Raw genomic sequence first — 20,347 nt, forward strand, 5'->3', positions numbered from 1 at the left:
CCCCGCCGACCCAGGCGGACCGCGTCAGCCTCGGCGGAGCCTGCCGATCGCCCAGGCGAGCGACGCCGCCACGCCGACGATCGCGAGGACGGCCTGACCGCCGAGCACGACGCGGTTCACGTCGACCGCGGGCTGCCAGCGCACGCCCGCGTCGTCGACCACGTAGACGCCCGTGGCCTTGACCCGGACACCGAACCCCCCGCCGCCGCCCGAGCCCTCGCCACCGGCGTCGCCGCCCGCGTTGCCGGACCCGGGGCCCTCGGACGGCTTGCCAGAGGTCTCGGGTGCCTCGGACGGCGCCGGCGACCGGCCGAGGTGGAAGGGCCAGTCGGCCGCTCCCTTCCCGGACAGCTCGCCGGAGCCGGAGCCCCAGCCGGACCCGGTACCGCCCCAGACCGTGGCCACCGGGATGACGAGCGTGGAACCGCGCTCGTAGGCGTCCCCGTAGACGCGGCGGACGGTCAGGGTGTCGCGTGCAGCCTGCGTGATGTGCGCCGGGTCGACGGCGGGCGTGTCGCCGGGGCTCGCGTTCGTTGTCATGCCGCCGAGACTAGACCTCCGCGGCACGTCGCGCGCGGCTCAGCCGTCGCACTCCGTCACGGCGCTGAAGGACGACTCGTCGGCGAGGAGGTCGCGCAGCGTGCTCACGGGGACGAGCAGGCTCTTGTCGGTCGAGGTCTTCGCGTAGACGACGCCGATGACCTCGCCGGCGTCGTTGAGCGCGGCCGACCCGGAGCTGCCCGGCTCGACCGGGGCGTCGGTCACCAGGACCTCGCCGAGATTCTCGTGCAACGGGTCCGTCGTCGTCCCGATCACGGAGCCCTCCGTGACCGTGAGCCGGCCGCCCTCCGGGTAGCCCACGACCGTGACCGGGTCGCCGGGCGCCGGGTCCGCGGCCGCGAGCGTCGGCGCCGACGGCAGGTCCTCGGCGGTGCGCACGATCGCGAGGTCGGCGAGCCCTGCGGTGCTCGCGGTCTGCGCGGCGATGTCCCGGCCGTCGTAGGTGAGGAGCTGCAGCGAGCGCGACGAGTCCACGACGTGCTTGTTCGTCACGAGGGTGCGCGCGTCGAGCGCGAACCCCGACCCCGTCGAGAGGCCCTCGCAGCCGACGTTGCGGATCCGCACGGCCATCCGGCGCACCGCGTCCGAGCCGTCGGGGGACAGGACCTCCGACCCGGCGGGCTCGTCCGGTGCGGCGAACGACGGCACGACGCTCTGCGGCACCGGGTCGGGCAGCTCCGGCAGCACGCCGCACCCGGCGACGACGGACGTTACGAGGACGGTCGCGACGAGCGCGTCGGTCATCCTCCGCGTCATCCCGCGAGCTCCTGCTGGAGCTGCGCGTTCGCGTCGGTCGCCGCCTGGCAGAGCTCGTCGACCTGGCCGGAGAAGCGCTCGAGGTCGGCCGGGTCGTACGCGTCGCGGTTGTTGAGGTAACCGATGAGCTGGGACTGCGCCGTCGTGCACTGTCCGAGCGCCGCCGCGACCTTGCCGGCCGCGTCGGAGACGCGGCTCTGGTAGTCGAGGTACTGCTGCGAGGCCTCGTTCTCGTCGCCGAGCTGGGCCTTCTCGTTGGCGAGCTCGGTGATCCTGTCCTGCGCGGTGGTGAGCTGGCCGCGGGCCGACTCGAGCTCGGCGTTGGCGCCGTCGAGGTCCGCCTCCAGGCGCGCGACGTCCTCGCCGAGCGCCCGAGCCTGGGACTCCCAGTCCGCGCTGCTCTCCTGCCAGCGCGTGGTGGTCACCCAGAGGTAGGCGCCCACCCCGACAGCGCCGGCGAGCAGCAGGGAGAGGAGGACGATCGTCACGACGGCACGCCGGCGCCGACGGCTCCGGGGGGCGGGCGCCGAGGACGGCTGCGCGGGTCCCTGCTCGGGCGACCCGGTCGCTTGCACGGGCACCTGCTCGGAACCTGCGCGCACCGGGTCGTCGCCCGGCCAGGAGCGCTCGGTGGGTGGACCGGAGGGAGCCACGCTGCCGGGCACGGGACTGCCGGGCGCGGGGCTGCCGGATGACGGAGGCGGCGGCGGGATGCTCAACTCACCGCACCCGTGAACTTCTCGCCGGGACCGTCACCGGGGGCGTCCGGGTAGACCGAGGCCTCGCGGAACGCGAGCTGGAGGGAGCGCAGGCCGTCACGCAGGGACCGCGCGTGCTGGTTGCCGATGTCCGGCGCGCTCGCCGTGACGAGGGCGGCGAGCGCGTTGATGAGCTTGCGCGCCTCGTCCAGGTCGAGGTGTCCTTGCGCGTCCGCGTCCTCCGCGAGCCCGCACTTCACGGCCGCGGCGCTCATGAGGTGCACCGCGGCCGAGGTGATGACCTCCACGGCGGCGACGTCGGCGATGTCGCGCACGGCGTCGGTCGAGGGGTCCTGCGCGGGGGCGTTCTCGATGCTCATGGCCTCCATCTTTCCATCCGGTCCTGCGCGACGGTGCCGACCCGTCGTCGAGCCGTGCGCAAGACGTCCGCCGAGACGCGGGAAGCCGCCCCGGATCCGGGGATCCGGGGCGGCCTCGTCGGTCCGGGCGCCGGGCGGGCGCCGTTCCGTGGGTGTCAGACGCGCACGGGCTCGCTCGCCGTGCCGGGCTCGCCGGCCTCGACCGGTGCGCCCTTCGCCTCGAGCGCGACGCGCAGCGCCGCGCCGAGCTCGGCGTCGACGTTCGTCCAGTACTGGATCGCGCGCTCGCGGATCTCGGCGCTCTGCACGCCGCCCACGTGGCCCGTGATCGTCTCGAGGAACCGGGTGCGGGCCGGGCCGTCGAAGACCTCGCGGTACAGGGTGCCGGCCTGGCCGAAGTCGTCGTCCTCGGGGTGGAGCGTCGCGGCGGCGCGCGTGAGCTCGCCGTCCGCCTCCCAGCCGGCGGACTCGGCCGCGCGCGCCGGGTCGGCGTGCGCGCCGCCGCGGCTGTTGGGTGCGTAGACCGGCGTCGTGGCGGGGGAGAAGGAGTAGCGCATGGAGCCGTCCTTCGCGTACGAGTGGCCACCCTCCTCGGCGCCGCGCGGGGCGTTCACCGGGAGCTGCGCGTGGTTGGTGCCCACGCGGTACCGGTGCGCGTCCGCGTAGGAGAAGATGCGCGCGAGGAGCATCTTGTCGGGGCTCGCCGCGATGCCGGGCACGAAGTTGCTCGGCGCGAACGTCGCCTGCTCGATCTCCGCGAAGTAGTTCTCGGGGTTGCGGTTGAGCTCCATCACGCCGACCTCGATCAGCGGGTAGTCGCCGTGCGGCCAGACCTTGGTGAGGTCGAACGGGTTGAAGCGGTAGGTCTTCGCGTCCTCGTACGGCATCACCTGGACGGACAGGGTCCAGCGCGGGAAGTCGCCCGCCTCGACGTGCTCGTACAGGTCGCGGATGTGGTGGTCGGCATCCGAGCCGGCGAGCTGGGCGGCCTCGTCCGCGGTGAGGTTGTCGATGCCCTGCTGGGTCGTGAAGTGGTACTTGACCCAGAAGCGCTCGCCCGCCGCGTTGATCCACTGGTAGGTGTGCGAGCCGAAGCCGTCCATGTGGCGCCAGCTCGACGGCAGGCCGCGGTCGCCCATGAGCCACGTGACCTGGTGCGCCGACTCGGGGGACAGGGTCCAGAAGTCCCACTGCATGTCGTTGTCGCGCAGGTTCGACCCCGGCAGGCGCTTCTGCGAGCGGATGAAGTCCGGGAACTTGATGCCGTCGCGCAGGAAGAACACCGGGGTGTTGTTGCCGACGAGGTCATAGTTGCCCTCGGTCGTGTAGAACTTCAGCGCGAAGCCGCGCGGGTCGCGCCACGTGTCGGGGGACCCGTGCTCCCCGGCGACGGACGAGAAGCGGGCGAGCATCTCGGTCTGCGTCCCCGGCTGGAAGACGGCGGCACGCGTGTAGGCGCTCACATCCTTCGTCACCGTGAACGTGCCGAACGCGCCGCCGCCCTTGGCGTGGACGACGCGCTCCGGGACGCGCTCGCGGTTGAACTGCGCGAGCTTCTCGACGAGGTAGTGGTCGTGCAGGACGATCGGGCCGTCGGCGCCGACGGACTGCGAGTGGGCGTCGGACGCGACGGGCGCTCCGGCGTTCGTCGTCGTGTACGGGGAGGTCATGAGGCGCTCCTTCCAGCGGACCCGGCGAGCGAGCACGGGGTCCGTAACGGGATCATCGTGAGATAACGGGCGTCCGTGGGTGCGCGAGGTCCACCGGTCCACCCAGTAGGGGTCAGGGCGCGCAGTCGGGGCACAGGCCCCAGAACGTCACCTCGGCGGTGTCGATCCGGAACCCGGAGGTGCTGCTCGGGGTGAGGCACGGGGCGTGGCCCTCGGTGCAGTCGACGTCGGAGACGGCGCCGCACGCGCGGCACACGACGTGGTGGTGGTTGTCGCCGAGGCGGCGCTCGTACCGGGCGGGGTGGCCGGCCGGCTCGATGCGCCGCAGCAGGCCCTTGTCGGTCAGCGTGTTGAGGACGTCGTAGACCGCCTGCACGGAGACCGACCCGAGCGCGGCGCGCACCGCACGCAGCACGGCGTCCGCGTCGGCGTGCTGGCGGGCGTCGACGGCGTCGAGCACCGCGAGCCGCGCCGCCGTGACGCGCAGGCCGTGCTCGCGCAGCTCGGCCTCGTAGCCCGTCCCGTGCGGCGCCCGCGCCGCACGCTCGGGTGCGGCCGGGGACCGCGTGGATCCCGTCGTCATGACCACACCCTAACCTCCTTCTCTGGAAGAGTTCCAATGATGGAGATCGTCTAGTTGCGAGTCTCGCGGGGTGGTCGCCGTGGTCGGGTCCGCGGTCGTCGGGGAAGCAGCCGACCTCTGGTAGTCTTGATGGCTGACCGACCTGCACGACGTGCGTCGGTGATCGGGAGCGGCCTCGAGAGGCCGCCACGAGCACCGAGGCAGGCCAGTGCGGGTGCGCAAGTGGATCCCATCCCACCCGGGTCTCGACCGTCGACGTGATGTCGCGACAGAGGCCGGGTCCTGGTCCGGACGGCTCGCCCTCGTGGTGCGTCGCCCAGACGTGGTCGTCGTGGTGCAGCCGCGGCTACCGGAACGATGGCCTCCGCCCTGCGCTCAGGGACGGGGGCCTTCCTCGTTCCGGGCGGTCTACCGACGACTTCCTAGGAGCATCACATCAGCGAGCCTCGCATCAACGATCGGATCCGCGTCCCCGAGGTCCGACTCATCGGTCCTGGCGGGGAGCAGGTCGGCGTCGTCCGCACCGAGGTTGCCCTGAGCCTTGCCCAGGACGCGGACCTCGACCTGGTCGAGGTCGCCCCGGACGCCCGCCCGCCCGTCTGCAAGCTCATGGACTTCGGCAAGTTCAAGTACGAGTCGGACATGAAGGCGCGCGAGGCGCGGCGGAACCAGGCGAACACGGTTCTCAAGGAGATCCGTTTCCGGCTGAAGATCGACCCGCACGACTACGGCACCAAGAAGGGCCACGTCGAGCGGTTCCTCTCGGCCGGCGACAAGGTCAAGGTCATGATCATGTTCCGCGGTCGTGAGCAGTCGCGTCCCGAGATGGGCGTCCGCCTGCTGCAGCGTCTCGCGGACGACGTCTCCGAGCTCGGCTTCGTCGAGTCGATGCCCAAGCAGGACGGGCGCAACATGACGATGGTGCTCGGCCCGGTGAAGAAGAAGGCCGACGCGAAGAGCGAGCAGCGCAAGCGCGCCCAGGAGGCCGAGCCCCGGCTGACGAAGTCCGCGCAGCGCGCTGCGCAGCGCGAGCCGGGCGCACCGGACGACGACGCGTCAGACGTCGAGCAGGACGCACAGGTCACGAGCCCGGTCGCGGAAGCGCCCGTCGCCGAGACCGCCGTCGCGGAGCCCGCGGTCGAGACGCCCACGGAGGCGCCGGTCGAGGACGCACCCGTCGCGGAGGCCTCGGCGCCCGCGAAGGCCCCGGCACCGGCGAAGGCTCCCGCCCCGGCGAAGTCCCCGGCGCCGACCAGGGCGTCCGCGCCCGCGAAGGCTCCGGCCCCCGCCAAGGCGCCTGCGGCGCAGCGTCCTCGCGCGCAGTCCGCGGAGCCGGCCCGGCCGGCCGCGCCGCGCCCCCCGGCGCCCCGCCCTGCCGCGGCACCGGCACCGGCGTCGTCGGGCACGCCCAAGCCCGCCGTGCCGCGGCCTGCACCGAAGCCGGGTGCGCCGCGTCCCGCGCCGAAGCCCGCCCCGCGCGGCAAGGCCGGCTGACGCCCGGCCCATCGACCGAAACTGCTCGGGGTCCGGACCCACCGGCCCGGACCCGAACACGTCGGCCACCGCGAGGTGGCTGACCGGACACAAGGAGACACGGCAGCCATGCCGAAGAACAAGACGCACTCGGGTGCCAAGAAGCGCTTCCGCATCACGGGTACCGGCAAGGTCATGCGCGAGCAGGCCAACGCTCGACACCTGCTCGAGCACAAGGCGACCAAGCGCAAGCGCCGCCTCGCCCAGGACCAGGTGGTCTCGCCCGCCGACGTCAAGTCCATCAAGAAGCTGCTCGGCAAGTGACCCGGTCGCGGTGACGGCACCCCGTCGCCGACCGGCTCACCCTGAGCCCCGAACTGCAAGGAGCATCACGTGGCACGCGTGAAGCGGGCGGTCAACGCCCAGAAGAAGCGCCGTACGACCCTCGAGCGCGCAGCGGGCTACCGCGGCCAGCGCTCGCGCCTCTACCGCAAGGCGAAGGAGCAGGTCACCCACTCCCTCGTCTACTCCTACCGTGACCGCAAGGCGCGCAAGGGCGACTTCCGCAAGCTGTGGATCCAGCGGATCAACGCTGCGTCGCGCGCCCAGGGCCTGACGTACAACCGCCTCATCCAGGGCCTCAAGGCCGCGGGTGTCGAGGTCGACCGTCGCCTGCTCGCGGAGCTCGCGGTCAACGACGTGGTGGCGTTCAACGCGCTCGTCCAGGTCGCGAAGGACGCGCTCCCCGAGGACGTCAACGCGCCCAAGGCCGCGGCCTGAGCAGCCGCACCGACGCCACGGACGCCCGGCCGGTGCCCGACCCCCTCGACCCCACGCTGACGAACCCTCGCAGCGACCGGGTCAGGGCGGTCCGGGCCCTGTCCGGGCGTCCGGCGCGTTCGCGGCACGGTCAGCTCCTCGTCGAGGGCCCGCAGGCCGTCCGGGAGGCCGTCCGGCATGCCGCCGACCGTGTGCGCGACCTCTACGTGACGCCCTCCGCGGCGCAGCGCTACGCCGAGATCCTCGCGGACGCGCACGACGCGGGGCTGCACGTCCACGTCGGCACCCCCGAGGTGCTCACGACGATGAGCCCTGACGCGCAGGGGGTGTTGGCGGTCGTCCGCCAGGAGTACCCCCGTCTGGACGACGCGCTCGCGGTGGCCTCGGCCGGCGCCGACGGGCCCTTGCTGGTCGCGGTCCTCGCGACGGTCCGCGACCCGGGCAACGCCGGGACCGTGATCCGTGCCGCCGACGCGGCCGGGGCGGACGTCGTCGTCCTCGCGGGCGACAGCGTGGACGTGCACAACCCCAAGGTCGTGCGCTCGACGGCCGGTTCGCTGTTCCACCTCCCCGTCGTGTCGGGCGTCGCGCTCGACGAGACGGTCCGCGCGCTGCACGCCGCAGGCCTGCTCGTCCTCGCGGCCGACGGTGCGGGGGACCACGACCTCGACGACCTCCTCGACGTCGCCGGGGTCCCGGGGGACGTGGGTGACGTGGACGGTACCGTCGACGACGTGCCGGACCTCGCCCGGCCGACCGCCTGGGTGTTCGGGAACGAGGCCTGGGGCCTCCCGGAGCAGGACCGCGCGCTCGCGGACGCGGTCGTCCGCGTCCCCATCCGCGGCCGGGCCGAGTCGCTCAACCTCGCGACCGCGGCGACGGTCTGCCTCTACGCGTCGAGCCGTGCGCAGCGGGGGCGCCGCCCGTGAGACTGTTCGCCGCCCTGTATCCCGACGCCGCGGCGTGCGACCACCTCGACCTCGCGCTCGGGGCGGTGCGCGCCCAGGAGTCGCTCCGGCCCGACGGCGCGCCCCTCGTGCGCTGGACGCCGCGCGAGCTGTGGCACCTCACGGTCTCGTTCTACGGCGAGGTGCCCGACGGCGCGGTCCCCGAGCTCGTCGACGCCCTCACCGAGGTGGCGGACGCCACGCCCCCGCTCGAGCTCAACCTGCACGGCGCGGGCGTCTTCGACCGGCGGGTCCTGTGGGTGGGCGTGGGCGGCCCGCGCGCGGACCTCGACCACCTGCGCGCGCTGAGCGCCGCCGCCGCGGAGGCCGGCTCGGTGGCCGGTGCGCACGTCGACCGCCGCCCGCGCCAGCGCGCGCACCTCACGGTCGCGCGGGCCTCGGCCGGGGCGCGCCAGGCCGAGCGGCGCGCCGGACGGCGCGGGAGACCCGCCGGGCCGACGCTGCGCGACGCGCTCGAGGGGCCCGCCGCGGCGCTCGCCGTCTACGACGGTCCCCGCTGGCAGGCGACGCGGCTCGCCGTCGTCGCGTCGGACCTCGGTGCGGGGCGGCCCGTGCACCACGAGATCGCGGACCTGCCGTTCGCCGTCGCCGCCGGACCGGCTGTGCGAGGATGACGACGTGACCGCGCGAGCTGATCGTCGATTTACCGGGCCCGTCACGGGCCCGCGCTGCTGACGCGCCGTCACGCCTCCTGACCAGGACGCAGACGGGACCGAGAGGTCCGGGCACCGACGGGCGCCCTAGAATGTCGCGGACGCGCTCGGCGTGTCCGCGCGTCCGGCCTCCGTGATGCGCCCGTGGGCCTCTGACCGTCCCGCCAGCTGTCCAGCCACCGCCAGGAAGGCTCGTATGTCCAGCCCTGACGCCGTCGCCACCCACGACGGACCCTCCACCGACGTGCCGTCGCCGCTCGACGCCGACGCCCTGCAGCGCGCGCTCGACGCCGCGCTCGCTGCCGTGGCCGCGGCCACCGACCTCGACGCGCTGAAGCACGTCCGGACCGAGCACGCGGGCGACCGCAGCGCCCTCGCGCTCGCGAACCGGCAGATCGGTTCCCTCGCGCCCGAGGACAAGAAGACCGCCGGCCGGCTCCTCGGCCCGCTCCGTGGTCGCCTGAACCAGGCCCTCGCCGCGCGGCAGGCCGAGCTCGAGACGGAGCGCGACGAGCGCGTCCTCGTCGAGGAGGCCGTCGACGTCACGCTGCCGACCGACCGCGCGCCGCGCGGCGCGCGCCACCCGCTCGAGACGCTCCAGGAGCGGGTCGCCGACTTCTTCGTGGGGCTCGGCTGGGAGATCGCCGACGGGCCCGAGGTCGAGGCGGAGTGGTTCAACTTCGACGCGCTGAACTTCGGTCCCGACCACCCGGCGCGCCAGATGCAGGACACCTTCTACGTCGCGGGCGACGGTGACGAGCCGTCGAACCTCGTGCTGCGCACCCACACGTCGCCCGTGCAGGCGCGCTCGCTCCTCGCACGCGGCGTGCCGCTGTACGTCGCGTGCCCGGGCAAGGTGTTCCGGACGGACGCGCTCGACGCGACCCACACGCCCGTCTTCCACCAGGTCGAGGGCATCGCGGTCGACAAGGGTCTGACGATGGCCAACCTCCTGGGGACGCTCGACGCGTTCGCGCAGGCCATGTTCGGGCCGGAGGCGCGCACGCGGCTGCGCCCGAGCTTCTTCCCGTTCACCGAGCCGAGCGCCGAGATGGACCTGTGGTTCCCGCAGAAGAAGGGCGGACCCGGCTGGATCGAGTGGGGCGGCTGCGGCATGGTCAACCCGAACGTGCTGCGCGCGGCGGGCATCGACCCCGAGGTCTACTCCGGCTTCGCGTTCGGCATGGGCATCGAGCGCACGCTCATGCTGCGCCACGAGATCGCGGACATGCACGACATGGTGGAGGGCGACGTACGCTTCTCCGCCCAGCTCGGAAGGGGCGTCTGATGCCGTACGTCGACCTGGACTGGCTCGGCGACCACGTCGAGCTGCCCGCCGGCCTCACGGCCGAGCAGCTCGCCGCCGACCTCGTGCGCGTGGGTCTCGAGGAGGAGGAGGTCCACGGTGCCGCCGTGACCGGTCCGCTCGTCGTCGGCCGCGTGCTCGCGCTGTCGCCCGAGCCGCAGAAGAACGGCAAGACGATCAACTGGTGCCAGGTCGACGTCGGCGCGCACAACGTCGACGGCCTGCCGGCGTCCGAGGGCGGCGAGCCGCGCGGCATCGTGTGCGGGGCGCACAACTTCGGCGAGGGGGACCTGGTCGTCGTCGCGCTCCCGGGCGCGGTGCTGCCCGGTCCGTTCGCCATCGCGAGCCGCAAGACCTACGGCCACGTGTCCGACGGCATGATCTGCTCGCAGCGCGAGCTCGGGCTCGGCGAGGACCACGACGGGATCATCGTGCTCCCGCGCCTCGGGTTCGCCGAGGCCGACCTCACCCCGGGCCAGGACGCCGTCGCGCTGCTCGGGCTCGGGAACGAGGTGCTGGAGATCAACGTCACCCCGGACCGCGGGTACGCGTTCTCCTACCGCGGGGTCGCGCGCGAGTACGCGCACTCGACCGGTGCACGCTTCACCGACCGCGGCCTGGTCACCTCGCTGCCGACGCCGCCCCCGGCCGCGACCCCCGACGGCTTCCCCGTGGAGGTCGACGACGTGTCGCCCGTCCACGGCGTCGACGGGTGCGACCGCTTCGTCACGCGCGTCGTGCGCGGCCTCGACCCGGCGGCGACGACCCCCGCGTGGATGCAGCGCCGCCTCACGGCGTCGGGCATGCGGCCCATCTCGCTCGCGGTCGACGTGACGAACTACGTCATGCTCGACCTCGGCCAGCCGCTGCACGCCTACGACCTCACGCAGGTCGCCGGCCCGATCGTGGTCCGCCGCGCGCAGCCGGCGGAACGGCTCGTCACGCTCGACGACGTCGACCGTGCGCTCGACGCCGAGGACCTCCTCATCACGGACTCGCCCGACGGCGCCCGCGGCTCGCGGGTCCTCGGCCTCGCGGGCGTCATGGGCGGGGCGTCCTCGGAGGTCGGCCCGACGACGACGGACGTGCTCGTCGAGGCGGCGCACTTCGACCCCGTCTCGGTCGCGCGCACGTCGCGCCGGCACAAGCTCTCCAGCGAGGCCGCGAAGCGGTTCGAGCGCGGCGTCGACCCGCGCCTGCCCGCGGTCGCCGCACAGCGCGTCGTCGACCTGCTCGTCGAGCACGGCGGCGGGACCGCCGACCCGGCGGTCTCGGACCTCGACCGCGTGCCCGCCCCGGCCTCCGTGCGCCTGCTCGTCTCGGAGCCGGAGCGGCTCGTCGGCGTGCCCTACTCGGTCGAGCAGATCGTGGGCACGCTGGGCGCGCTGGGCTGCGCCGTCGCGGACGACGTGTCGTCCGGCGGCGGGCCCGACGCGCTCGTGGTCACGCCCCCGTCGTGGCGTCCCGACCTCACCGGCTCGGCGGAGCTGGTCGAGGAGGTCGCGCGGCTCGTCGGCTACGACGAGATCCCGTCGGTGCTGCCGAAGGCACCCGGCGGTCGTGGCCTGACCCGCGAGCAGGCGGTCCGCCGCTCGGTCGCCCGCGCGCTCGCCGCGGCGGGCTTCGTCGAGACGCTCAGCTACCCGTTCGTCGGGACCTCCGAGCTCGATGCGCTGCGCCTGCCCGCCGACGACGAGCGCCGTCGTGCGCTGCGACTGGTCAACCCGCTCGCGGACGACCGGCCGCTGATGCGCACCGACCTGCTCACGACGCTCCTGGAGACGGCGCGCCGCAACGTCGGTCGCGGGATGACGGACCTCGCGGTGTTCGAGACCGGGCTCGTGACGCGTCCGCGCGTCGGCGCCCCGGCCGCGCCCTCGCTCCCGCCGGGCGTGCGCCCGACGGACGACGAGCTCGCGGCGCTCGCGGCCGCGGTGCCGGACCAGCCGCGCCACGTGGCAGGAGTGCTCGTCGGCCGGCGCGAGCGCGCCGGCTGGTGGGGCGAGGGGCGTGCCGCCGACTGGACGGACGCGCTCGACGCCGCCCGGCTCGTCGCCGAGCACGTCGGTGTCGAGGTCGTCGTGACCGCCGACCCCGATCGTGCCCCGTGGCACCCGGGCCGCTGCGCTCGCCTCGCGCTCGCCGACGGGACGGTCGTCGGGCACGCGGGCGAGCTGCACCCGAAGGCGCTCGAGAACCTCGGGCTGCCCGCGCGGTCGGTCGCGTTCGAGGTCGACCTCTCCGCGCTGCTCGCCGGGTCGAGCGCTGAGCCGCTCGTCGCGGCGCCCGTCTCGACGTTCCCCGCCGCGAAGGAGGACCTCGCGTTCGTCGTGGCCGACGACGTCACCGCCGAGGCGCTGCGCTCCGCGGTCGCCGCCGGCGCGGGCGAGCTCCTCGAGGACCTCACGCTGTTCGACGTCTTCACGGGCGAGCAGGTGGGTGAGGGGCGCAAGTCGCTCGCGTTCTCGCTCCGGCTGCGGGCCGCCGACCGGACGCTCACGGCCGACGACGTCGCGCGCGTCCGCGCGGGTGCGGTCGAGGCGGCGCGCGAGCGCGTCGGGGCGGAGCTGCGGGCATGAGCACCGGCACCCGCGCCGACGCGGGCGTGGCGGGGAAGCCCGTCGCGCCCGCGCGCACGGCGCTGGTCACCGGGGCGTCGCGCGGCATCGGCCGGGCGATCGCCGTCGGTCTGACCGCCGCGGGGCTCGACGTCGCGCTGCTGGCCCGCGATGCCGCGCGGCTGCAGGACGTGGCGGACGAGGTCACGGCCGCGGGCGGTGGCCGCGCCGTCGTCGTGACGGCCGACGTCACCGACGCCGGGGCGGTGGCCGCGGCCGTCGCAGCAGCCGAGGCGGAGATCGGCGGGATCGACCTGCTCGTCAACAACGCGGGCCGGGTCGACGCCGAGGTGCCGCTGTGGGAGGCGGACCCCGACGAGTGGTGGGCGATCCTCGAGACGAACGTCCGCGGGCCGTTCCTGCTCGCGCGCACCGTGGTCCCGGGCATGATCGCGCGGGGCGGCGGCCGCGTCGTCGACCTCAACAGCGGCGCGGGCTCGCACGACATGGTCGGTGCGAGCGCGTACAACGCGAGCAAGACGGCGCTCCTGCGCCTCGGCGCGAACCTGCACCGCTCGGGGTACGACCGGGGGCTGCGCACGTTCGAGGTCGCGCCCGGCGTCGTGCAGACGGACATGACGGGCTCGATGGTCATGCACCAGGGACGCACGGAGTGGACCCCGGTCGAGCGCACGGTCGAGATGGTCGTCGCGATCGCCGGGGGCGGGCTCGACGCGTTCTCCGGGTCGTTCGTCCGCGTCACGCACGACTCGCCCGCCTCGCTGCAGGCCGCGCTCGACGACGCCGCCCGGGACGAGCGTGTGGTGCCCGGCCCGGACGGTCGCCGGCTGCGCGTGACGCGCTGGGGCGACGACGACCCGATGCCCGGCGAGCTGCCCGCCCGCTGACGGCTGTACGCAAGGTCACCCACGGATTAGTTGAATGTTCACCTAACAATCCGGGATGCTCTTCTGGACACTCGACCAACACCGTGCCATTCGACGCGGTCGCGGCTCGACAGGACCTCCGGAGGGCGACGGATGACCAGCACACGACCGGTGCGGCAGTGGAACGGGATGACCGTCCCCGACGCGGGCACGTACGTCCTCGACGAGGCGCACAAGCGCGTCGGGTTCGCCGGGCAGCACATGATGGTCTCGCCCGTGCGCGGCGAGTTCACGAGGGCGAGCGCGACGATCCTCGTCGGGGAGGACCCGCTCGCTTCGGCCGTGTCAGCGAGCATCGACTCCGCGAGCCTCACGACGCACAACGCCGACCGGGACGTGCACCTGCACAGCGCCGACTTCCTCGACGTCGAGACCTACCCGACGCTCGATTTCCGCAGCACCGGCGTCCGCTGGCAGGGGAGCCAGGACGACGCCATCCTCGCGTGGGCGCGGCTGCGCAACCGGTCGCCGGAGCGCGCCACCGTCGCGACGGAGCGCACCGCTCCGGCCGAGGCCGGGCACTTCGTCGTGAGCGGCCTGCTGACGATCCGCGACGTCACCCACCCGATCGACCTGAGGATGCGCTACGGCGGCGCGCGTCGCGACCCGTACGGACGCGACATCTTCGGCTTCCACGCCACGGGCGAGTTCGACCGCGAGGACTACGGACTCGTCTGGAACGTGATCCTCGAGACCGGCGGGTTCCTCGTCGGCAAGAAGGTGTCGCTCGAGATCGCGGGCGAGGCGATCCACCAGGAGTGAGGACGGACGGCGCGTCGCGACGGCGTGCCGCACCGCTAGCATGAGCGGACCGACACGGGGTGCCCTGGGACAGGGCTGAGATCACACCCGTCGAACCTGATCTAGCTCGTACTAGCGAAGGGATGTCCGGCGATGACGCTCGCCTCCACGACCTCACCTGCCCCGCGGCCCTCGCGTCCGCGCGTCCTCTCGGTCGCCGGGACGGACCCGACCGGCGGTGCGGGCATCCAGGCCGACCTCAAGGCGTTCTGCGCGCACGGCGCGTACGGCATGGCGGTGACGACCGCGCTCGTCGCGCAGAACACGCACGGCGTCCGGTCCGTGCACGTCCCGGGTCCGGTGTTCCTGCGCGAGCAGCTCGACGCGGTCTCCGACGACGTCCAGATCGACGCGGTGAAGATCGGGATGGTGGCGGACGCCGCGAACGCGCGCGAGATCGCGTCGTGGCTCGACGACCTCGGTGCCTTCCGCCGTGGCGCCGGGGAGCGCGCCCCGTACGTCGTGCTCGACCCGGTCATGGTCGCCACCTCGGGCCACCGCCTGCTGGACGCCGGCGCCGAGCAGGGAGTGCGCGACCTCGCGGCGCGCGCCGACGTCGTCACGCCGAACCTGCCCGAGCTCGCCGTCCTCGCCGGGACGCCGGTCGCGACGACGTGGGACGAGGCGCTCGGGCAGGCGCGCGCGTTCGTCGCGGCGAGCGGGACGGCGGTCCTGCTCAAGGGCGGGCACCTCACCGGCGCGACGTCACCCGACGCCCTCGTGGAGCCCGGCTCTGCGGACGGCGGCGCGGGTCGCGTGACGACGTTCGACGCCGAACGCGTCGACACGCCGCACACGCACGGCACCGGGTGCTCGCTCTCCGCGGCGCTCGCGGCGCTGCGCCCGCAGCGCGCGGGCTGGCCGGAGGCGGCGCGCGACGCGAAGGAGTGGCTCACCGGGGCGCTGCGCGCAGGGGTAGCGCTGCAGGTCGGGTCGGGACGCGGACCGGTCGACCACCTGTACGCGACCTCACCGGTCGACGTGCCGGTCGAGGTGCAGGCTGCCGGCTCCGCCGCGTCTCAGGCGCGCGCGACCTCGGTCCCGGTCGGGTAGACGCACTCCGTGCCGGGCGGCCACCACCGCCAGCGTGAGTCGACCTGGCTCGCGGCGACCCCCTCCGGCCGTTCGGCGACGCACCGGTCCTCGCCCTGCCGGACGCCGACCGTCAGGTAGTACACGACGAGCACCCCGGTGAACAGGACGGCCAGCACCGTCACCGCCCGGCGCAGCGCGGGGGAGGGGCCGCCGTCGGACCCGTCCTCCTCCCCGGGCCGCGCCGGGACCCAGTCCCAGCTCATGCCTCCTGCTCCGGGGTGCCCGACGCCGCGGCGTCGGGCACGAGCAGCACCTTGCCCGTGGTGGCGCGCCCCTCGAGCGCGCGGTGCGCCTCGGCGGCCTCGGCGAGCGGGAAGGTGGCCCCGACCCGCACCCGCAGCGTGCCGCCGGCGACAGCGCCGAGCACCTCCGTCGCCCGTTCGACGAGCTCGGAGCGCGTCGCCGTGTGGTCGGCCAGCTTCGGTCGTGTGAGGAAGACCGACCCCGCGGCGTTGAGCCGCTGCGGGTCGACGGGCGGCACCTGGCCGGAGGACCCGCCGAACAGCACGAGCGTCGCCCGGCGGCGCAGCGACGCGAGGGACGCGTCGAACGTGTCCTTGCCGACCGAGTCGTACACCGCGGCGACACCCTCACCACCGGTGAGACCATGCACGATCTCGGGGAGGTCGTGCGACAGGTCCCCGAGCGCGGTGTACTCGATCACGTGCTCGGCGCCCGCGCCGCGCGACAGCTCGGCCTTCTCCGGCGTCGAGACCGTCGAGATCACGTGCCCACCGCGAGCCACGATCATCTGGGTGAGGAGCAGCCCGACCCCGCCGGCGCCCGCGTGCACGAGGACGCGGTCACCGGGACGCACCGGGTACGACGACGTGCACAGGTAGTGCGCCGTGAGGCCCTGCAGCGCGACGGCGGTCGCGTCCTCGAACGTCACGGCGTCGGGCACGGGCAGCGCCTCGCGCGCCGCGACGACCACGAGGTCCGCATACGAGCCCGGCGCCTCCGTCCACACGACGCGGTCGCCCACGGCGAAGTCCTCGACTCCCTCGCCGACCGCCACCACCTCGCCCGCACCCTCGCTGCCCACGACGTGCGGGTACTCCATCGCGTACACGCCTGAGCGCTTGTACGTGTCGATGAAGTTGACCCCCGCGACCGCCGCACGGACGAGGAGCTGCCCCGGTCCCGGCGTCGGGTCGGGCAGCTCGCGGTACTCAAGGACGTCAGGGCCACCCGCCTCGCGGGCCACGATCGCGTGCATGAGGCCCAGCCTAGGCGGGGCGTGGGCTCGGCTCGGGTCAGGGCCCTCGTGGGTGCGTCGGGTGGGCGGATCTCGTGGTCGGGCTGGGTGGCCGGGGCGGCTGACGTGCTCGGGCTGCCGCGCCGTCACCACGGCCCGTCGGCTCGCCTTCTAGGAGCGCGGCTCTGACGCCCTTCGCACATCACCCGCCCCGCCCGGCGCCGTCTCGCCTCGGGTGTCCCTCGCCTCACGACGTCCGACCCGGTCGCGATCGCCGGCGGGACCGCGCGGTGCGGAGTGGTGACGGGCAGGACGAGCGGTGGGGTCGGGCCGTGCGCGAAGGGCGTAGAAGCGCGCGCGAGGACGTGAGGTGGCAGACCACGGTGACGGCGCGCCAGCCCGAGCGCACGGGGCGACTCCTCCGCGGGCGCAACCAGAACGCGCCAGCCCGAGCGCACGGTGCGAGTCCTCCGCGGGCGCAGCCAGAGCGCGCCCGCACGAGCGCACGGCGCGATGTATAACTATGTATAGTGATGCATATGACGATCACAGTGGCGGTCGCCGGGGCGTCCGGGTACGCGGGCGGGGAGATGCTCCGGCTGCTCGCCGGGCACCCCGACGTGGAGATCGGCGCCGTGACGGCGCACAGCAACGCGGGCACGCTGCTCGGGACGCACCAGCCGCACCTGCGATCCCTCGCCGACCGCGTGCTGCTGCCGACGAGCGTCGAGCACCTGGTGGGCCACGACGTCGTCGTGCTCGCGCTGCCGCACGGCGCGTCGGGTGAGATCGCCGCGCAGCTGCCCGACGACGTGCTCGTCCTCGACCTCGGTGCGGACCACCGGCTGGAGTCCGCCGCGGACTGGGAGCAGTTCTACGGCTCGGAGCACGCGGGCACGTGGCCCTACGGGCTCCCGGAGCTCCTGCTCACGCAGAGCCCGGGGGCTGGCGCCACGGAGACGCGTCAGCGCGAGCGGCTCGCCGGTGCGCGACGGATCGCCGTGCCGGGTTGCAACGTCACCGCGGTGACGCTCGGTCTCCAGCCCGGCGTCGCGGCGGGTCTCGTCGACGCGTCGGACGTCGTCGCGGTGCTGGCCGTGGGGTACTCGGGCGCCGGGAAGGCGCTCAAGCCGCACCTGCTCGCGTCGGAGGGGCTGGGTTCGGCACAGCCGTACGCCGTGGGCGGGAGCCACCGGCACGTCCCGGAGATCGTGCAGAACCTGCGCGCGGCGGGAGCACCGGCGGTGCGCGTCTCGTTCACGCCGACGCTCGTGCCGATGGCGCGCGGGATCCTGGCGACGGTATCGGCGCCGCTGTCTCGCGACGTCGCGGACCTCGGTCCTGCGGACGTCGACGCGCGGGTCCGCCAGGCGTGGGACGACGCGTACGTGGGGGAGCCGTTCGTGCAGGTGCTGCCCGAGGGCCAGTGGCCGAGCACGGCGATGACCCTCGGCGCCAACACGGCGCTCGTCCAGGTGGTCGTCGACCACGCCGCAGGCCGCGTCGTCACCGTCACGGCGATCGACAACCTCGTCAAGGGCACCGCGGGCGCCGCGGTGCAGTCCATGAACATCGCGCTCGGCCTGCCGCAGACGGCGGGCCTCACCACCGAGGGAGTTGCCCCGTGACCGTGACGTCGCCCCAGGGCTTCCGGGCCGCCGGCGTGGCAGCCGGGCTCAAGTCGACCGGCGCGCAGGACGTCGCACTGGTCGTCAACGACGGTCCGCTCGACGTCGCCGCCGCCGTCCTCACGAGCAACCGCGTGTTCGCCGCGCCGGTCGCGTGGACGCGTCAGGCCGTGAGCGACGGGCGCGCGACCGCCGTCGTCCTGAACTCGGGCGGCGCCAACGCGTGCACCGGGCCGGAGGGCTTCGCCGACACGCACCGCACCGCCGAGCACGTCGCCGACGTGCTGTCGACCTCCGCGGGCGACGTTCTCGTGTGCTCGACCGGCCTCATCGGCGTCCGGCTGCCCATGCCGGAGCTGCTCGCCGGGATCGACGCGGCGGTCGTCGCGCTCGACGACCCGTCCTCGGCGACGACGGGCGGCGGTGACGCGGCGCTCGCGATCATGACGACGGACACCGTCCCCAAGACGGTCGAGGTCGTGCGCGAGGGGTCGGCGCCCGGCTCGCTCGACGGCGGGGCGACCTGGTCGGTCGGCGGCATGGCCAAGGGTGCGGGCATGCTCGCGCCGGGTCTCGCGACGATGCTCTCGGTCCTCACGACCGACGCCGTCGTCGACGCCGAGACGGCAGACGCCGCGCTGCGCGCCGCGACCCGGACGACGTTCGACCGGGTCGACTCCGACGGGTGCATGTCGACCAACGACACCGTGATCCTGCTCGCCTCGGGTGCGTCCGGGGTCGAGGTGACGCCCGCCGAGCTCACCGACGCGCTCACCGAGGCGTGCGCCTCGCTCGCGCGCCAGCTCGTCGCCGACGCCGAGGGCGCGAGCCACGAGGTCGCCGTCACGGTCGTGAACGCCTCCGACGAGGACGCGGCCGTCGCGGTCGCCCGCGCGGTCACGCGCTCGAACCTGTTCAAGACCGCGATCTTCGGCAACGACCCGAACTGGGGCCGCATCGTCTCCGCCGTGGGCACGGTGCCCGAGGACGTCGCGCCCTTCGACGCGCTCGCGCTGGACGTCAGCGTCAACGGTGTCCAGGTCTGCCGGGCGGGAGGCGTGGGCGAGCCCCGCGAGCTCGTCGACCTCGCCGCCGGCCGCGAGGTGCGCGTGGAGATCGACCTGCACGCGGGCACCGCGACGGCGACCGTCTGGACCAACGACCTCACGCACGACTACGTCCACGAGAACAGCGCGTACTCCTCATGAGCAGCTCCACCACGCACGAGAACGAGCCCGGCCCGTCGTCCGGCGCCCCGAAGCACGCCGAGACGCCCGGAAGCGGTTTCGACCTCGCGACCGCCGACGGCCAGGAGCTGCTCGACGCCCTGCGCCCCGACCAGAAGGCGGAGGTGCTCATCGAGGCGCTCCCGTGGCTGGAGGAGTACGCCGGCGCGCTCGTCGTCGTGAAGTACGGCGGCAACGCGATGGTCGACGACCGGCTCAAGGCGGCCTTCGCCGAGGACATGGTGTTCCTGCGTCGCGTCGGGCTGCACCCCGTCGTCGTGCACGGCGGGGGCCCGCAGATCTCGGCCATGCTCGCCCGGCTCGGCATCGAGTCGGAGTTCCGCGGCGGGCTGCGCGTCACGACGCCCGAGGCGATGGACGTCGTGCGCATGGTCCTCACGGGTCAGGTGTCGCGCGAGCTCGTCGGACTCATCAACGCGCACGGCCCGTACGCGGTCGGGCTCTCCGGCGAGGACGGCGGCCTGCTCCAGGCGCAGCGCCGGCACGCCACGGTCGACGGCGAGCCCGTCGACGTCGGCCTCGTGGGCGACGTCGTCGAGGTGCACCCGTCCGCGGTGCAGGACCTGCTCGACGCGGGGCGCATCCCGGTCGTGTCGACCATCGCGCCCGACCTCGAGGACCCGACGCAGGTGCTCAACGTCAACGCGGACACCGCGGCGGCGGCGCTCGCGGTCGCGCTCGGCGCGAAGAAGCTCGTCGTGCTCACCGACGTGGAGGGCCTCTACACGTCGTGGCCGGACGAGGGCTCGCTCGTCGCGCAGATCACGCGGTCCGAGCTCGCCGCGCTCCTGCCGTCCCTGGAGTCCGGCATGGTGCCGAAGATGGAGGCGTGCCTGCGCGCCGTCGAGGGCGGCGTGTCCGCGGCCACCGTGATCGACGGCCGGGTCCCTCACTCGCTCCTGCTCGAGGTCTTCACGACCCAGGGCAGCGGGACCATGGTGGTCCCCGACCCCGTGACCGGAGGTTCCGCGTGACGCACGACGGCTCGACCGAGACGACGACCGTCGCCGCCCGGGGCGGCGTCCTCGACACGACCCCCGGCTCG

Annotated in this window: 21 protein-coding genes and 1 riboswitch; of the genes, 13 read left to right on the plus strand and 8 right to left on the minus strand. The window is 74.2% G+C overall.

What is annotated here, in order from left to right; genetic code table 11:
* Positions 1-24: 24 nt before the first annotated feature.
* The 6 genes from V5D56_RS12765 to V5D56_RS12790 form a co-directional block, all read right to left on the minus strand.
* Positions 25-540 carry a hypothetical protein gene (locus tag V5D56_RS12765; protein WP_435735696.1) on the minus strand — a complete coding sequence of 172 codons (516 nt, stop codon included), beginning with the start codon at positions 538-540 and terminating at the stop codon, positions 25-27.
* Between the two features lie 39 nt (positions 541-579).
* On the minus strand, positions 580-1,317 hold the full coding sequence (locus V5D56_RS12770; RefSeq protein WP_435735697.1) for a S1C family serine protease: 738 nt from the start codon (positions 1,315-1,317) through the stop codon (positions 580-582).
* Positions 1,314-1,805, minus strand: a complete 492-nt coding sequence (locus V5D56_RS12775; RefSeq protein ID WP_435735698.1) for a hypothetical protein — start codon at positions 1,803-1,805, stop codon at positions 1,314-1,316. The genes V5D56_RS12770 and V5D56_RS12775 overlap by 4 nt, the downstream gene beginning before the upstream one ends.
* 227 nt (positions 1,806-2,032) lie before the next feature.
* Complete coding sequence (locus tag V5D56_RS12780; protein ID WP_435735699.1) at positions 2,033-2,395, minus strand: DUF1844 domain-containing protein; 363 nt, start codon at positions 2,393-2,395, stop codon at positions 2,033-2,035.
* Between the two features lie 155 nt (positions 2,396-2,550).
* Positions 2,551-4,065 carry a catalase gene (locus tag V5D56_RS12785; protein WP_435735700.1) on the minus strand — a complete coding sequence of 505 codons (1,515 nt, stop codon included), beginning with the start codon at positions 4,063-4,065 and terminating at the stop codon, positions 2,551-2,553.
* A 112-nt stretch (positions 4,066-4,177) separates the two neighbouring features.
* Positions 4,178-4,648, minus strand: coding sequence for a Fur family transcriptional regulator (locus V5D56_RS12790; protein ID WP_435735701.1), 471 nt, complete (start codon positions 4,646-4,648; stop codon positions 4,178-4,180).
* Positions 4,649-5,134: 486 nt separating this feature from the next.
* On the opposite strand from V5D56_RS12790, the gene infC reads away from it, so the two are divergent.
* The 10 genes from infC to thiD all read left to right on the plus strand — a co-directional run bounded on the left by infC (position 5,135) and on the right by thiD (position 15,187).
* Positions 5,135-6,142 carry a translation initiation factor IF-3 gene (gene infC, locus V5D56_RS12795; protein WP_435739029.1) on the plus strand — a complete coding sequence of 336 codons (1,008 nt, stop codon included), beginning with the start codon at positions 5,135-5,137 and terminating at the stop codon, positions 6,140-6,142.
* A gap of 108 nt (positions 6,143-6,250) precedes the next feature.
* On the plus strand, positions 6,251-6,445 hold the full coding sequence (gene rpmI, locus V5D56_RS12800; protein ID WP_108051433.1) for a 50S ribosomal protein L35: 195 nt from the start codon (positions 6,251-6,253) through the stop codon (positions 6,443-6,445).
* A 69-nt stretch (positions 6,446-6,514) separates the two neighbouring features.
* Positions 6,515-6,901 (plus strand): 50S ribosomal protein L20, encoded by a 387-nt coding sequence (gene rplT / locus V5D56_RS12805; protein ID WP_435735702.1) that lies wholly within the window; start codon positions 6,515-6,517, stop codon positions 6,899-6,901.
* 32 nt (positions 6,902-6,933) lie between these two features.
* The gene (locus tag V5D56_RS12810; RefSeq protein WP_435735703.1) at positions 6,934-7,830 is read left to right on the plus strand and encodes a TrmH family RNA methyltransferase; all 897 of its coding nucleotides are present in this window, start codon (positions 6,934-6,936) and stop codon (positions 7,828-7,830) included.
* Entirely contained in the window at positions 7,827-8,483 is a 657-nt protein-coding gene (gene thpR / locus V5D56_RS12815) for an RNA 2',3'-cyclic phosphodiesterase (RefSeq protein WP_435735704.1), read from the plus strand. The genes V5D56_RS12810 and thpR overlap by 4 nt, the downstream gene beginning before the upstream one ends.
* A gap of 235 nt (positions 8,484-8,718) precedes the next feature.
* Entirely contained in the window at positions 8,719-9,810 is a 1,092-nt protein-coding gene (pheS, locus tag V5D56_RS12820; RefSeq protein ID WP_435735705.1) for a phenylalanine--tRNA ligase subunit alpha, read from the plus strand.
* Positions 9,810-12,407 (plus strand): phenylalanine--tRNA ligase subunit beta, encoded by a 2,598-nt coding sequence (gene pheT, locus V5D56_RS12825; RefSeq protein WP_435735706.1) that lies wholly within the window; start codon positions 9,810-9,812, stop codon positions 12,405-12,407. The genes pheS and pheT overlap by 1 nt, the downstream gene beginning before the upstream one ends.
* On the plus strand, positions 12,404-13,294 hold the full coding sequence (locus tag V5D56_RS12830) for an SDR family oxidoreductase (RefSeq protein WP_435735707.1): 891 nt from the start codon (positions 12,404-12,406) through the stop codon (positions 13,292-13,294). Before pheT ends, V5D56_RS12830 begins: the two co-directional genes overlap by 4 nt.
* A gap of 132 nt (positions 13,295-13,426) precedes the next feature.
* The gene (locus V5D56_RS12835; protein WP_435735708.1) at positions 13,427-14,095 is read left to right on the plus strand and encodes a YceI family protein; all 669 of its coding nucleotides are present in this window, start codon (positions 13,427-13,429) and stop codon (positions 14,093-14,095) included.
* Between the two features lie 45 nt (positions 14,096-14,140).
* A riboswitch (TPP riboswitch) is annotated at positions 14,141-14,235 on the plus strand.
* A complete protein-coding gene (gene thiD, locus V5D56_RS12840; protein ID WP_435735709.1) occupies positions 14,228-15,187 on the plus strand; it encodes a bifunctional hydroxymethylpyrimidine kinase/phosphomethylpyrimidine kinase in 960 nt (319 codons plus the stop codon). Its footprint overlaps the riboswitch before it by 8 nt.
* On the opposite strand, the gene V5D56_RS12845 is transcribed toward thiD, so the two are convergent.
* Both V5D56_RS12845 and V5D56_RS12850 read right to left on the minus strand, forming a co-directional pair.
* Positions 15,154-15,432: a hypothetical protein gene (locus tag V5D56_RS12845; RefSeq protein WP_435735710.1), complete on the minus strand. Its 279-nt coding sequence runs from the start codon at positions 15,430-15,432 to the stop codon at positions 15,154-15,156. The two genes, thiD and V5D56_RS12845, sit on opposite strands and share 34 nt — an antisense overlap.
* Positions 15,429-16,448, minus strand: a complete 1,020-nt coding sequence (locus tag V5D56_RS12850; protein WP_435735711.1) for a quinone oxidoreductase family protein — start codon at positions 16,446-16,448, stop codon at positions 15,429-15,431. The genes V5D56_RS12845 and V5D56_RS12850 overlap by 4 nt, the downstream gene beginning before the upstream one ends.
* A gap of 512 nt (positions 16,449-16,960) precedes the next feature.
* On the opposite strand from V5D56_RS12850, the gene argC reads away from it, so the two are divergent.
* Genes argC through argB form a run of 3 tightly spaced genes read left to right on the plus strand, consistent with a single transcriptional unit; the run spans position 16,961 to position 20,276 of the window.
* Positions 16,961-18,055, plus strand: a complete 1,095-nt coding sequence (argC, locus tag V5D56_RS12855) for an N-acetyl-gamma-glutamyl-phosphate reductase (RefSeq protein ID WP_435735712.1) — start codon at positions 16,961-16,963, stop codon at positions 18,053-18,055.
* Entirely contained in the window at positions 18,052-19,263 is a 1,212-nt protein-coding gene (gene argJ, locus V5D56_RS12860) for a bifunctional glutamate N-acetyltransferase/amino-acid acetyltransferase ArgJ (protein ID WP_435735713.1), read from the plus strand. The genes argC and argJ overlap by 4 nt, the downstream gene beginning before the upstream one ends.
* Positions 19,260-20,276, plus strand: coding sequence for an acetylglutamate kinase (argB, locus tag V5D56_RS12865; RefSeq protein ID WP_435735714.1), 1,017 nt, complete (start codon positions 19,260-19,262; stop codon positions 20,274-20,276). Before argJ ends, argB begins: the two co-directional genes overlap by 4 nt.
* Positions 20,277-20,347 lie beyond the last annotated feature (71 nt).

Source organism: Cellulosimicrobium sp. PMB13 (assembly GCF_051294865.1).
Classification (GTDB): domain Bacteria; phylum Actinomycetota; class Actinomycetes; order Actinomycetales; family Cellulomonadaceae; genus Cellulosimicrobium.

Excerpts from the sequence above, each read along its gene's own strand:
- V5D56_RS12765 (WP_435735696.1), bottom strand. The coding sequence starts at position 540 with ATGACAACGAACGCGAGCCCCGGCGACACGCCCGCCGTCGACCCGGCG.
- V5D56_RS12770 (WP_435735697.1), bottom strand. The coding sequence starts at position 1,317 with ATGACGCGGAGGATGACCGACGCGCTCGTCGCGACCGTCCTCGTAACG.
- V5D56_RS12780 (WP_435735699.1), bottom strand. The coding sequence starts at position 2,395 with ATGAGCATCGAGAACGCCCCCGCGCAGGACCCCTCGACCGACGCCGTG.
- V5D56_RS12785 (WP_435735700.1), bottom strand. The coding sequence starts at position 4,065 with ATGACCTCCCCGTACACGACGACGAACGCCGGAGCGCCCGTCGCGTCC.
- V5D56_RS12790 (WP_435735701.1), bottom strand. The coding sequence starts at position 4,648 with ATGACGACGGGATCCACGCGGTCCCCGGCCGCACCCGAGCGTGCGGCG.
- rpmI (WP_108051433.1), top strand. The coding sequence starts at position 6,251 with ATGCCGAAGAACAAGACGCACTCGGGTGCCAAGAAGCGCTTCCGCATC.
- pheS (WP_435735705.1), top strand. The coding sequence starts at position 8,719 with ATGTCCAGCCCTGACGCCGTCGCCACCCACGACGGACCCTCCACCGAC.
- pheT (WP_435735706.1), top strand. The coding sequence starts at position 9,810 with ATGCCGTACGTCGACCTGGACTGGCTCGGCGACCACGTCGAGCTGCCC.
- V5D56_RS12830 (WP_435735707.1), top strand. The coding sequence starts at position 12,404 with ATGAGCACCGGCACCCGCGCCGACGCGGGCGTGGCGGGGAAGCCCGTC.
- V5D56_RS12835 (WP_435735708.1), top strand. The coding sequence starts at position 13,427 with ATGACCAGCACACGACCGGTGCGGCAGTGGAACGGGATGACCGTCCCC.
- thiD (WP_435735709.1), top strand. The coding sequence starts at position 14,228 with ATGACGCTCGCCTCCACGACCTCACCTGCCCCGCGGCCCTCGCGTCCG.
- V5D56_RS12845 (WP_435735710.1), bottom strand. The coding sequence starts at position 15,432 with ATGAGCTGGGACTGGGTCCCGGCGCGGCCCGGGGAGGAGGACGGGTCC.
- V5D56_RS12850 (WP_435735711.1), bottom strand. The coding sequence starts at position 16,448 with ATGCACGCGATCGTGGCCCGCGAGGCGGGTGGCCCTGACGTCCTTGAG.
- argC (WP_435735712.1), top strand. The coding sequence starts at position 16,961 with ATGCATATGACGATCACAGTGGCGGTCGCCGGGGCGTCCGGGTACGCG.
- argB (WP_435735714.1), top strand. The coding sequence starts at position 19,260 with ATGAGCAGCTCCACCACGCACGAGAACGAGCCCGGCCCGTCGTCCGGC.